This window comes from Methylosinus sp. LW3, assembly GCF_000527115.1.
In the GTDB taxonomy this organism is placed as follows: Bacteria; Pseudomonadota; Alphaproteobacteria; order Rhizobiales; family Beijerinckiaceae; genus Methylosinus.
This window is the reverse complement of the sequence record NZ_AZUO01000004.1, coordinates 195,069-208,347: the sequence shown is the minus strand read 5'-3', so window position 1 is coordinate 208,347 and position 13,279 is coordinate 195,069. Positions and strand designations below refer to the sequence as shown.

Annotated in this window: 7 protein-coding genes and 1 pseudogene; 6 read left to right on the top strand and 2 right to left on the bottom strand. The window is 64.0% G+C overall.

All coding sequences use genetic code 11. The features are described 5' to 3' along the window. Positions 1-25 precede the first annotated feature (25 nt). Both METLW3_RS0123720 and METLW3_RS0123715 read left to right on the top strand, forming a co-directional pair. Positions 26-3,148, top strand: a complete 3,123-nt coding sequence (locus METLW3_RS0123720) for a multidrug efflux RND transporter permease subunit (protein ID WP_024882210.1) — start codon at positions 26-28, stop codon at positions 3,146-3,148. Then, complete coding sequence (locus METLW3_RS0123715; RefSeq protein ID WP_024882209.1) at positions 3,145-6,408, top strand: efflux RND transporter permease subunit; 3,264 nt, start codon at positions 3,145-3,147, stop codon at positions 6,406-6,408. Before METLW3_RS0123720 ends, METLW3_RS0123715 begins: the two co-directional genes overlap by 4 nt. A 66-nt stretch (positions 6,409-6,474) precedes the next feature. On the opposite strand, the pseudogene METLW3_RS29215 reads toward METLW3_RS0123715, so the two are convergent. Further along, positions 6,475-6,717, bottom strand: a pseudogene (locus METLW3_RS29215) (ATP-binding protein); the annotation flags it as partial. A gap of 373 nt (positions 6,718-7,090) precedes the next feature. Here METLW3_RS29215 and METLW3_RS0123700 point away from each other — a divergent pair. The 4 genes from METLW3_RS0123700 to METLW3_RS0123685 are packed head-to-tail and all read left to right on the top strand — an operon-like array spanning position 7,091 to position 12,203. Continuing rightward, positions 7,091-9,388 (top strand): TonB-dependent receptor, encoded by a 2,298-nt coding sequence (locus METLW3_RS0123700; RefSeq protein WP_198022893.1) that lies wholly within the window; start codon positions 7,091-7,093, stop codon positions 9,386-9,388. A gap of 22 nt (positions 9,389-9,410) precedes the next feature. Further along, a complete protein-coding gene (locus METLW3_RS0123695; RefSeq protein WP_024882206.1) occupies positions 9,411-10,421 on the top strand; it encodes an ABC transporter substrate-binding protein in 1,011 nt (336 codons plus the stop codon). Continuing rightward, positions 10,390-11,424, top strand: coding sequence for an iron ABC transporter permease (locus METLW3_RS0123690; protein WP_024882205.1), 1,035 nt, complete (start codon positions 10,390-10,392; stop codon positions 11,422-11,424). The genes METLW3_RS0123695 and METLW3_RS0123690 overlap by 32 nt, the downstream gene beginning before the upstream one ends. Further along, the gene (locus tag METLW3_RS0123685; RefSeq protein ID WP_198022891.1) at positions 11,421-12,203 is read left to right on the top strand and encodes an ABC transporter ATP-binding protein; all 783 of its coding nucleotides are present in this window, start codon (positions 11,421-11,423) and stop codon (positions 12,201-12,203) included. The genes METLW3_RS0123690 and METLW3_RS0123685 overlap by 4 nt, the downstream gene beginning before the upstream one ends. Here the strand turns inward: METLW3_RS0123685 and METLW3_RS0123680 are convergent. Further along, complete coding sequence (locus METLW3_RS0123680; protein ID WP_245267497.1) at positions 12,182-13,150, bottom strand: LLM class flavin-dependent oxidoreductase; 969 nt, start codon at positions 13,148-13,150, stop codon at positions 12,182-12,184. The genes METLW3_RS0123685 and METLW3_RS0123680 overlap by 22 nt on opposite strands. Positions 13,151-13,279 lie beyond the last annotated feature (129 nt).

Sequence of the window (13,279 nt, the reverse complement as noted above, 5' to 3'; positions counted from 1 at the left end):
CTTTCGGCGAAGCCGGGGCTGAGACATGAATCCCTCGAAGATTTTCATCCTGCGTCCGGTCGCCACGACCCTGCTGATGGCGGCCATCCTGCTCGCGGGATTGTTCGCCTATCGGCAATTGCCGCTTTCCGCTCTGCCGGCCGTCGATTATCCGACGATCCAGGTGCAGACCTTCTATCCGGGCGCGAGTCCGGAGGTGATGACGTCCGCCGTGACCGCGCCGCTCGAGCGGCAGTTCGGCCAGATGCCCGGGCTGAAGCAGATGACCTCGGCGAGCTCCGCCGGCGCCTCGATGATCACATTGCAATTCGATCTCGCCTTGAGCCTCGACGTGGCCGAGCAGCAGGTGCAGGCGGCGATCAACGCCGGCGGCAATCTTCTGCCGCAAGATCTGCCGACGCCGCCGGTCTACGCCAAGATCAATCCGGCCGACGCGCCGATCATGACGCTCGCCGTCACATCGAAGTCGCTGCCGCTGATCGAGGTGGAGGACCTCATCGAGACGAGGCTCGCGCAAAAGCTCTCGCAGCTGCCGGGCGTGGGGCTCGTGGCGATGGGTCATGGCCAGCGTCGCGCGATCCGCGTCAGCTTCAATCCGACTGCGCTCGCCAAATATGGGCTGAACATCGACGATCTGCGCACCGTCATCGCCAACACCAACACCAATGCGCCAAAGGGCGGCTTCGACGGGCCGAAGCAATCCTCGACGATCAACGCCAATGATCAGATCGACGATCCGAAGCAATTCGGCAAGACCGTCATCGCCTTTCGCAACGGCAATCCGGTTCGCCTCTCCGATGTGGCGGAGGTGCGCAATGGTCCAGAGAATGACCGCATCGCGTCCTGGGCCAATTCCACTCCGGCGATCATCCTGGACATCCGCCGCCAGCCGGGCGCCAATGTCATCGAGGTCGTCGAGAACGTCAAAGCCATGCTGCCGCAGCTGCGGGCCTCGCTTCCCGCGGCGATCGACATATCGGTGCTGAGCGACCGCACGACCACGATCCGCGCTTCTGTCGAGGATGTCGAGTTCGAGCTCGTTCTCGCCGTTGCGCTCGTCGTCCTGGTGATCTTCGCCTTTCTGCGCAATCTGCCGGCGACGCTCATTCCGAGCCTGTCGGTCCCCTTGTCGCTCGTCGGCGCCTTCGTCGCCATGTATTTCTTCGGCTTCAGCCTCGACAATCTTTCGCTCATGGCGCTCACCATCTCGACCGGCTTCGTCGTGGACGACGCGATCGTCGTGATCGAGAACATTGCGCGGCACATGGAGGCGGGCGCCACGCCGCTGCAGGCGGCGCTGCGCGGCTCGGCGCAGATCGCCTTCACCATCGTCTCGCTCACTGTCTCGCTCGTCGCTGTGCTGGTCCCTCTGCTGTTCATGGGCGATATCGTCGGGCGGCTCTTTCACGAATTCGCCGTCACGCTGGCCGTGACCATCGTCATCTCCGCCTTCGTCGCTCTCTCGCTCGCGCCGATGCTCTGCGCCAAGCTGCTGCGTCACCGGCCCGACGCGCAACGCAGCCGCTTCGATCGCGCGGCGGAGCGCGCGATCGACGCAATGATCCGCGTCTATGGACGGGGGCTCGACATCGTGCTCGAGCATCAGCCGACGATGCTCGCCGTGACGGTGGGGACGTTGGCGCTCACCTGCCTGCTCTATGTCGTCATACCGAAGGGATTTTTTCCGCCGCAGGACACTGGCGCCATCCAGGCGATTTCCGAAGCCGCGCAGGACATTTCCTTCGCCGGCATGGTCGAGAAGCAACGGGCGCTCGGCGACGTGATCCTCCGCGATCCGGATGTGGAGACCGTCAGCTCCTCGGTCGGCGTCGATGGCGCGAACACGACGCTGAACGCCGGACGCTTCTCTATCTCGCTGAAGCCTCAGCCGCAGCGCAGGGCGAGCGTGACCGAGGTGATCGCGCGGCTCCAGGATGCGGCGTCCCAAATTCCCGGCGTGCAGCTCTATATGCAGCCGGTGCAGGATTTGACGATCGATTCGACGGCCAGCAAGGCCGCCTATCATTTCGTGCTCGAGAACGTCGATCTCGCTTCGTTGCGCGAGTGGACGCCCAAGCTCGTCGAGCGGCTGCGCGAGGCGCCCGAGCTCGCCAATGTCGCGAGCGATCTTCAGAGCCGCGGCAAGGCGCTCGACATTCTGATCGACCGCGCCACCGCGGCGCGATTCGGCGTCACCATGGCGGCGGTCGACAATATGCTCTACGACGCCTTCGGCCAGCGCATCGTCTCGACGATCTACATGCAATCGAACCAATATCGCGTCATTCTCGAGCTCGACCCGAAGTTTCATGCGTCGGACGCCGCGCTCGCCGGCCTCTATCTGCCGTCTTCCTCCTCCTCATCGAGCGGTCAGGTGCCACTCACCGCGATCATGCGCCTGCAAGAGCGCGACGGACCGCTCCAGATCACTCATCTCGGGCAATTTCCGGCGACGACGATTTCTTTCGATCTCGCGCCGGGCGTCTCGCTCGGCGCCGCGGTGCGGGCGATCGAGGCGGCGCAGGCGGAGATCGAGCTGCCGGAGAGCTTCACGCTCGCGATGCAGGGCGCCGCAGCGGCTTTCACGGCCTCGTCCACCAATGAGCTGCTGCTGATCCTGGCCGCGATCGTGACCATGTATATCGTTCTCGGCGTTCTCTACGAGAGCTTCGTACATCCGATCACCATTTTGTCGACGCTTCCGTCCGCCAGCGTCGGGGCGCTGCTCGCCTTGATGATCGCTGGCTATGATCTCGACGTCATGGGCGTCATCGGCATTATTCTGCTCATCGGCATCGTGAAGAAGAACGCCATCATGATGATCGACTTCGCGCTCGACGCGCAGCGCGTCGACGGGCTGGCTCCGCGAGAGGCGATCTATCGGGCGTGCCTGCTCCGCTTCCGTCCGATCCTGATGACGACGCTGGCCGCCATGCTCGGCGCCATCCCGCTCATGCTCGGCTCCGGCGTCGGCTCCGAGCTGCGTCAGCCACTCGGCGTCTCCATCGTCGGCGGCCTGCTCGTGAGCCAGATGCTCACTCTGTTCTCTACGCCGGTCGTCTATCTCTATTTCGATCGGCTGGCGTCTCGTTTCGCGCGGCTCGGCGGCGGAGACGAAGAGCGCGCGCAGGCGGAGGCGACCGAATGAATATTTCGGCGCCTTTCATCGAGCGGCCGATCGCGACCATATTGCTGACGATCGGCTTGACGCTCGCCGGCGCGCTCGCTTTCGTGCGCTTGCCGGTGGCGCCGCTGCCGCAGGTGGACATGCCGACGCTCTCGGTCTCCGCCTCGCTGCCGGGCGCCTCTCCGCAAACGGTCGCGACGAGTCTCGCCGGTCCTTTGGAGCGAAGGCTGGGCGCGATCGCCGATGTGTCCGAGATGACCTCGACGAGCAAGACTGGCCAGACCAGCATCGTGCTGCAATTCGGGCTCGACCGCGACATCAACGGCGCCGCCCGCGACGTTCAGGCGGCGATCAACGCCGCGGCGGCGGATCTTCCCACCGGGATCTCCTCGAACCCCACCTATCGCAAGTTCAACCCCGCCGATGCGCCGATCCTGATTCTCGCCCTTACGTCGAAATCGCTCTCCCGCGCGCAGCTCTATGACGCAGCGAGCAATGTGCTTCAGCAGCGGCTGTCGCAATTTCCCGGCGTCGGACAAGTCGCGATCAACGGCGGCGCTTCGCCGGCCGTGCGTGTCGAGCTCAATCCATCGGCGCTGTTCAAATATGGCGTCGGACTCGAGGATGTGCGAGCGGCTCTCGCTTCCGCCAACGCCAATAGTCCCAAGGGCGATATTATTCGCGGCGGCGCGCGACGGCAGGTCTACACGAATGATCAGGCGACGCGCGCGGATGACTATCTGCCGCTGATCGTCGCCTATCGCAACGGCAATCCCGTGCGCCTCGCCGATCTCGCGGAGGTGACGGATTCGGTCGCCGATGTGCGCAACGCGGCGATCGTGCTGGGCAAGCCTGCGATCGTATTGAGCATTTTCCGCCAGCCGGGGGCGAATATCCTCGAGACGGTCGATCAGATCAAGGCCCAGCTTCCCAAGCTCGCGGCGGCGATGCCGAGCGATGTCGAGATTATTCCGACCTCTGATCGCAGCACGACGATCCGCGCCTCTCTGCGAGACACCGAGCTCACGCTTTTCATCGCCGTCGCGCTCGTCATTGTCGTCGTGTTTCTGTTCATCGGCGAATGGCGCGCCGCGCTGGTGCCGGCCGTCGCCGTGCCAGTGTCGATCGCCGGCGCATTCGGGGCCATGTATCTTCTCGGCTACAGTCTCGACATTCTGTCGCTGATGGCTTTGACGATCGCGACGGGCTTCGTTGTCGACGACGCAATCGTCGTGCTCGAGAATATCGAGCGTCATCTCGAGGCGGGCTTGTCGCGGCGCGAGGCCGCGCTGCGCGGCGCGCGCGAGGTCGGCTTCACCGTCCTCTCGATCAGCCTGTCGCTGATCGCGGTCTTTCTGCCCTTGCTGATGATGGGCGGACTGCTCGGACGACTGTTTCGAGAATTTTCGGTCACGCTGTCGATCACGATTCTGGTCTCGCTCGTCGTCTCGTTGACAACGACTCCAATGCTCTGCTCCGTGATATTGCGCGCCGGACCGCGGCGCGACCGCCGTCCGAGCCGACCCTTCGCTCTGATCGCGCGCGGCTATGAGAGAAGCCTTGCCGCGGCTCTGCGTCATCGCGGCCCCGTCATGCTCTCGCTCGTCGCCGCGATCGCGATGACGGTCACTCTATTCGTCATCATTCCGAAAGGCTTTTTTCCGGAGCAGGACACGGGCCGCCTGCAAGGATCGATTCAGGCGGATCAGAGCGCGTCGTTTCAATCCATGAAGGAGAAGCTGGAAGAATTCATCGCAATTATCCAAAATGATCCGGCGGTGGAGGTGGTGGCGGGCAACACGGGGGCGGGCAGCGGAGGCGGGCCGCCCGGCTCCGTGAGCAGCGGTTCGGTCTTCGTCACGCTGAAGAAGCTCGCCGAACGCGACGTGACCTCCGCGCAGGTCATCGAGCGGCTGCGGCCCAAGCTGGGCCAAGTCGCGGGCGCGCGGCTCTTTCTCCAGCCGGTGCAGGATCTGCGCGCCGGCGGGCGGCCCGGCGGCGCGCTTTATCAATATACGCTTTTGGCCGACAGCTCGGCCGAGCTCTCCGAATGGGCGCCGAAGCTGATGCGCGCGCTGCAAGGCAGCAGCGTCGTCGTGGATGTGAATACGGATCAGCAGGAAAACGGCGTCGAGACTTATATCGACATCGACCGGGACACCATGTCTCGTCTCGGCCTCACGCCGGCGCAGATCGACAATACGCTCAATGACGCGTTCGGGCAGCGGCAAGTGTCGACGATCTACAGCGAGATCAACCAATATCGTGTCGTGATGGAGGTCGCGCCGCGCTATTGGCAGGACCCGCAGATTCTGCGCGAGATCTATGTGAGCACGGCGGCCAAGCCGGCGAGCGGCACGGCCTCCTCCGTGCTGCCGGCCGGCTCCGTCACCTCGGCGACGTCATTGGCGACCGCCAATCTTTCGCTCGACTCGGCCCGCAACGCCTCGACCAACGCCATCGCCAATTCCGGCCGCAGCGGCGCCTCGAGCGGCTCGGCGGTGAGCACCGCGGTCGAGACAATGACGCCGCTCGTCGCTTTCACGCGCATGAAGCGAGGCGCGACGCCGCTCGCGATCAATCATCAAGGACCTTTCGTCGCGGCGACGATCTCCTTCAATCTCGCGATCGGCGCGTCGCTCAGCGATGCTGTCGCCGAATTCGATCGGGTGAGCGCCGAGATCCGCATGCCTGCGAGCGTGCATCGTGGGATGGAAGGAATCGCTCGCGTTTTTCAATCGTCTCAGAGTGACATGCCTTTACTGATCGTGATGGCGCTGGCGGCGGTCTATATCGTGCTGGGCATGCTCTATGAGAGCTATCTGCATCCGATCACGATCCTTTCGACTCTGCCATCCGCCGGGGTCGGCGCGCTTCTCGCGCTGTTCGCCTTCGGCTCGGAGCTCGATGTCATCGCGCTGATCGGCCTGTTTCTGCTCATCGGCATCGTGAAGAAGAACGCGATCATGATGATCGACTTCGCGCTCGACGCCAAGCGTCAGAGAGGGTGGAGCGATCATGATGCGATCGTCGAGGCCTGCCGTCTGCGGTTCCGTCCGATCATGATGACGACGGCGGCGGCGCTGTTCGGCGCCATTCCGCTGGTGGCGAGCTTCGGCGATGGAGCGGAAATTCGCCGTCCGCTCGGCATCACGATCGTCGGCGGCCTCCTGCTCAGCCAATTGCTGACGCTGTACACGACGCCGGTGCTTTTTCTGACGTTCGCCGATCTGCGTGACCGGATCGCCCGTTTGCTGTCGGCGCGCGGAAGGCGAGCTTGAAAATGGCGGCTCGTCCGCCGCTTTCGTCGGGCGTCGCCGGCGGTCGGCTCTTGCCGTAGGGCAGTCTCACTGCGCCTTGGGGAAAAGCAGGCGGAAGGTCGCGCCGCCGTCCGGCGTGTCCTCCACCCAAATGCGGCCGCGCAGCTTTTCCATCAGCTCGCGCGCGATGGCGAGGCCGAGGCCGGAGCCGGGCGTCGTCTCGCTCTTACGCCAAAACGGCTCGAAAATCGCCTCGCGATCTTCGTGCGGCACGCCTTCCCCGTGATCGATCACGCTGACGACCGCGTCGGCGCCGACAATTCTGAGCACATGGGGCGCCGTCGCGACGGCGCCTGAAACTAGCTGCGCCTTTGGCGATTGCGTCGCGGTTGCGTCACAGAGGGAGTCGGGTCGCCCGATGACCCCTGGCGTCATCCGCAAAAGCCGCTCATCCGAGATCTGGCGTGGTTTCATTCGAATTCATCACGCTTTCGCCGATAATGCATTTAGCTCGAGCGTCGCCGATTGTTGTTTCGGCAAAGCGCCGCATTACGGAGCGAAGCGCCTCAAACAGCGGCAAGCTGTTGCAAATAAATCACAATTTTGGAAAAAATGTCCGCCGTCGTGGACGCCGTCGTCATTTTGGATATATAGAATAAATACATAGGTAGTGCGGGCTGAGGCGAAGGCTGGGGATATGATAATGAATCGAGGAATGCTGGCGCGTCCGCTGACGCCATCGTGGTTATATGGCGTTTCGCTGTTGGCGCTCGCCGCTTCCGCCGTCCCGGCGAAGAGCGAAGAAGCCCTGCCGCCTATCGAGATCGGGGCCGACGCCGCGCCGCGGAGCGACCGGGCCAAGGCCGCGGACGCTCCATTTCGCGCCGCCCGTCCCGGCGATGCGCTGAGCGGTCCAGCCGCCGACAATGCGCCGACGCCGAAGAGCTCGGTGACGATGGAGGGAATCAAGATACTCGGCGGTCCAGCGCAAGCGAGCTCCTATAAAGTGCTCGACATGATGCCGAGCGTGATCGAGGATTCGGCGGATCCCTATGGCCTCTCCTTCAATCGCAGCATCACCGTGCGCGGCGTTTCGGACTTCTTCCTCGCGCGCACCATCAATGGTCTGCCGATCCAGGGCATTGTCGGCGGCGCCGATCTGTTCGATCTCGACGATATCGGCCGCGTCGATCTCTATCGCGGGAGCATTCCCGCCAATCAGGGCTTCGGCTTCTCCAACGCCGCCGGCGTGCTCGATCTCAATTTGCTGCCGCCCAAGGAGAAGCTGAGCGGAACCATCTCGCAGGGCGCGGGCTCGAATGGTTTCCACCGCACCTTCGCGCGCATCGACTCCGGCCGGCTGCCGACGGGAACCTCCTTCTTCGTCTCGGGCTCCATTACCGACGCCGAGAAATGGAAGGGCGACGGCGACGCGCGGCGCAAGAACGTCGCCTTCGGTCTCACGCAACCGCTGGGCGACCAGCTCGAGGTCTCCGTCTATGGCGTGCATAATGATCAGAAGGCGAACGCCTATCTGCCGCTGACCTTTGTCCAGACGCAGAATCTCGCAGCGACCGCCTTCTTCGACTATAATACGGCCTTCACCGGAAAGTCGGGAATCGACGCGAGCTATTATGCTTTCAATCGCACGCGTTACGTCACCAATGCGATATTCGCGGAGATCGCCTATCGCATCGACCCGACGCAATCGATCGTTCTCAAGCCCTATTATTGGCGCAACACAGGATATCAGGAGACGACATCGGGAGCGAGCGTGCGCCTGTGGCCGATTAGCAATTATAATTTGGGCGGCACGATCGAATATAAGAAGCATCTGCCCTGGGACGCGGATTTCGCGCTCGGCTTTTGGAGCCAGTCGGCGGAGCCGGAGCCGCCGCCATTGCATCAGAAGCTCTATACAGTGACCCCGATCGGATCCCTGAATTTCTCGAGCTGGTCGTCGCTCGCGACGAGCGGCACGCATCAATTCTTCAGCCCCTACACGCAATATACGCAGACCTTCGACGCGACGACTGTTTCCGGCGGCGTGCGCCTGCACATAGAAAGCACGCCGCATCTGCAATATTTCAACGCCAAGGGCCTGCCGGACGTCACCTATTCGGACGTTTGGAGCTATCTTCCGACGCCCGACACGAATGGCGTTGCGCCTGCCGTCACCTATTCCGAATGGCTGCCCAATCTCGGCGTGCGGCATCGCCTCTCGGAGGAGTGGAGCGCCAATGCGAGCTATTCGCGCAAGGTCGCCCGCCCGGATTGGGGGCCGCAGGCGAGCTCCTTCCTCGGCGCCGAAGCCGCCTATCTCGCCAAGGGAATCACGCTTGCCTCGCTCATGGGCCGCATTCGGCCGGCGACCGTCGATGCAGTGGACGTCGGCCTGCGCTACGAGACCGGCGATTTGACGATCGCGCCGACCTTCTTCGGCTTCTGGACGCATAAGAAGGAAGTGCTCGTCTATGATCCCGCCGTCGGGCAGAACTATTATCAGAGCAACGCCGCGACGGTCGGCCGCGGCTTCGAGCTCGAGACGAGCTGGAAGGCGACCGACTGGCTGACGCTCACCGGCAGCGCCACAATCGCCTCAGAGACTTATGTGGTGAATATTCAGGCCGGCTCCTCATCCGTGATGCAGATCGGCGGCAAGCAGACGCCCTACACGCCGCGCTATCAGGCCAAGCTCGCGGCGACCTATCATCGCGACGGCTTCGAGATCACGCCTGTCGTTCGGTTCAACAGCACGCGCTATGGTCTCGCGGATAATTCGCAAGCTGTGAGCCCTTACGCCATCGTCGATGTCAACGCCTCCTATGAGTTCGGCACGAAGCTCGGCCTCACGCCGATGACCGTCTCGGCCGGCGTCACCAATCTCTTCGATCATCGCTACATCAGCGCGATCTCGGTGAATGAGACCAATCTGAGCAGCACTTCCTATTATGTCGGCGCGCCGCGGACGATCTTCGCCGGCGTCACGGCGTCTTTCTGAAAGCAATAGCGGAGGCGCGCCCATGTCGTCGCAGCTGGCTCGCATCCTCTGCATCGCTCTGGCGCTTTTGGCGTCGGTCGCGGCTGGCGAATGTCGAACGATCGTCGACATGGATGGGCGAAGCGTGACTCTGCCGGAGAAAGTCGCCCGCATCGTCACGGTGGGTCCCGTGCCGGTTCTGAACGGCTTTCTCTTCGCTTTCGGCCGGCAGCAGTCGATCGTGAATGGCCTGCCCCGCGAGCTGGCGCGGAAATATCAATTCATCTTCGCGCCGGACCTCGCAAAAAAGCCGATCCTGCAGAGCTCCTCGAGCGGTCTCGCGGTCGAGGACATCGTCGGGCTGCGGCCCGATCTCGTCCTGACGATGGATCGCAGCGCGACGGATAGGCTCTCGGCGCTCGGACTGCCGGCGGTCTTGCTGAATTGGCGCGAGCCGGAGGACATCAAGGCGCTGATGACGCTGCTGGGGGCTATTCTCGACGAGAAAAAAGCCGCTGAAGACTATGTTCGCTATTTCGACGAGGCGCTGGCGCGGATCCGAACGACGCTCGGCTCCGTCGACGAGACGAGGCGGCCTCGCGTGCTCTATGTGAACTACCGGCGTCTCACGCAGCCGCATCGAATCGCCGAATGGTGGATTCCGCACGCGGGGGGCCGCAGCGTCACCTCCGATGGACGTTCGGAGGAGAGCGTCACCTTCTCGCTCGAGCAATTGATCGCATGGAATCCGGAAGTGCTGATCGTCGCCGATCGCGGCGAGGCCGAGCTCGTCGCGGCCGAGCCGCGTCTGCGCGACGTTTCGGCCGTGCGAAGCGGCCGCGTGCATGTCGCGCCGGCGGGCGCGCACCTCTGGGCGAATCGAACGATCGAGCAGCCGCTCACCGTTCTCTGGGCTGCCTCGATCATTCATCCCGAGAAATTTTCGCGGACCATGCTCGAGAGTGAAATGTCTGCGTTCTACGAGCGATTTTTTCATGTCTCTCTCTCGAAAGAGCAGATCGATGAGATTTTGGCGGGCTCCGCCGGCCGCTGACGGCGAGGGGCGCGGGCTGCTGCTCGTCTCGGCGCTCGCGCTCGGCGCGCTGATCCTCGCTTCGCTCGCGCTCGGCCGCTATCCTCTGTCGCTCGGCGCCGTCGTGGAGACGCTCATCGGACGTGGCAATGGCTCGGAGAGCGGCGCGACGGCGGAGACCATTATTTTCATGGTGCGCCTTCCGCGCATCGCGACCGCGGTCATGGTCGGCGCCGGTCTCTCGATCGCCGGCGCGGCCTATCAGACCGTCTTCCGCAATCCCATGGCCTCGCCTTCGCTGCTGGGCGTCTCGGCCGGCGCCGGCTTCGGCGCCTCGCTCGCGCTGCTGCTTCATCTCCCGACGATCGCCGTGGAGGCGGCGGCTTTCGTCGGCGGCCTCGCCGCGGTCGGCGCGTCCTATCTCGCGGCGAGCCGAGTCAAAAGCCAGTCGCTCATCACGCTGGTCCTATGCGGCATGGTCATGTCGGCTCTGTTTCAGGCGCTGATCTCGCTGGTGAAATATGTCGCCGATCCGGTCGACACGCTCGCCACCATCACCTTCTGGCTGATGGGGAGCCTCGCCAAGGCCAATGGCGCGGATGCGGCGACGGCGGCCGCGCCGGTTGTGCTCGGCGGCGCCGTCCTGTTCGCATTGCGCTGGCGCATCAGCCTTCTCGCGCTCGGCGACCATGAGGCTGCGGCGCTCGGCGCCGATGTGGCGCGGCTACGCATCATTGTGATTCTCTGCGCGACGGCGATGACCGCGGCGACGGTCTGCGTCGCCGGCATCGTCGGATGGGTCGGCCTGCTCGTGCCGCATATCGCGCGCATGCTGTTCGGCATGGAGCCCGGCCGCGTCATGGTCGCGACGGCGACATTGGGCGCGCTCTTCGTGCTCGGCGTCGACGATGTCGCGCGCTCCGCCTCAATTATCGAGATTCCGCTCGGCGTCATGACCGCGGTGATCGGCGCGCCCTTCTTTCTTTTTCTCGTCATTCGCGCCCGCAGCGAGCAATGGTCGTGACGCCCGCGATCGCGATCGACAGTCTTTCGTTCCGTCGCGCGGAGCGGCTCGTGCTCGACGCGATCTCTTTCGCGCTCGGGGCCGGCGAGATGCTCGTGCTGCTCGGCCCCAACGGCGCCGGCAAGAGCACGCTCGTTCATTGCCTGCTCGGCCTCGCGGCTCCGCACGCCGGAAGCGTCCGCGTGCTGGGCGACGATCTCGGCCGCCTGGCGAGACGCGAGATCGCCAAGCGCATCGCCTATGTGCCGCAGGCCGGCCACAGCGCCTTCGCCTTCACAGTGGAGCAGATGGTTCTGATGGGCCGCTCCGCGCATATAGAGGGCGCTGGATCGCCCTCGCGCCGCGACCGCGAGGTCGTGCGGCGCGCGCTAGCCGACACGGGCGTCGAGCATTTGGCGAGCAAGCCCTTCACGCAGATTTCCGGCGGCGAGCGGCAGCTCGCGCTGATCGCGCGCGCCCTCGCGCAGGACACGCCGATCATCGTCATGGACGAGCCGACCTCGAGCCTCGATCTCGGAAATCAAGGCCGCGTGCTCGATCTGATGCGTAAGCTCGCAGCCGAAGGCAAGTGCGTCGTCATGACCACGCATCTGCCCGACCAAGCCTTCAATCTGAAGGCGCGCGTCGCGCTCTTGCGCGATGGCCGCTTGATCGCCGAAGGGCGCGCCGAGGCGGTCTGCGATCTCGGCTCGATGAGCCGGCTCTATGGCGCGCCGCTGCTGAGGCTCTCCGACACAGTGGACAGAGGCGTCGTCGGCTACGTGCCGGACCTCTCCTGAAGCGCCGCCTCGACCAGAGGCCGCGCTTCGCGTGCCAGCAGAGCGAGCGATTTCTCGAGCAGAGGCAGAGGCAGAAAGCCGAAGAAGGCGCTCAGCGCATTCACATAGGTGACGCCGAGCTCGTCGTGCAGCGCGAGAAAGGCCCGTGCGCAAGTCTGCGGCGAGCCGGCGATGACCATGTCGCGATAGAAATTCTCGGGCTCGAGATCCGCCTCGGTGACGACGCCTTTGCGATTGAAGAGGCCGAAGCCGCGCAGCCGCGTCGTCAGCCTCTCGATCGTCGGCCACAGCTCTTCCCGCGCGCTTTCGTCGGACTCGCTCACATAGACGAAACGTCCGAAAGGCGCGCGCGTGGGATCGCCGCCGGCTTCGACATAGGCCTTCAGCAGACGACGCTGATTGGCCATGCTGGTGATGCCGTGCAGAATGAGCGAATGTCCTTCGCGCGCCGCCCAGGCCGCGGTCTCATCCGTATATGTGCCCATATAGATCGGCGGATGCGGATGTTGCACGGGCTTGGGCTCGATGGAGAGCGCGCTTTCGCCGATCGTGATCTTCTCCTCGGTCCAGGCGCGTCGAATGAGCGCGAGATTGTCACGAAACAGCGTGTTCACATTCTCCGCCGGCACGCCATAGGCGTCGAGATATCGGCCATTGCCGCCGCGCGAGACGCCGAAATCGACGCGGCCGTCCGATAGGACATCGAGCGTCGCAATCTCTTCGGCGAGGCGAATGGGATGGTGAAGCGCCAGCAGCAGCACTGAGAAGCCGACGCGCAGGCGCTTTGTGCGGGCGAGGATCGCGGCGGCGAGCGCGATGGGCGAGTGACAGCGCCGCCCCTCGACCTCGATGATGCTGCCTTGGAAATGCTCCTCATTGATCCAGATCGCATCGAAGCCGAGCGCATCGACATGTTCGGCGAGCGCGAGCAATTGCGATGTCGACACGGATTCGAGGCCGCCGCCACAGCCCGAAAGACCAATGCGAAAGCGCTTCGGCGCTCGAACTCTTTCCTCGTGGCTCAATGACGCACCCTCGCTATCGCTATGTCAGCTCGATATATATCGGTGGAGCGG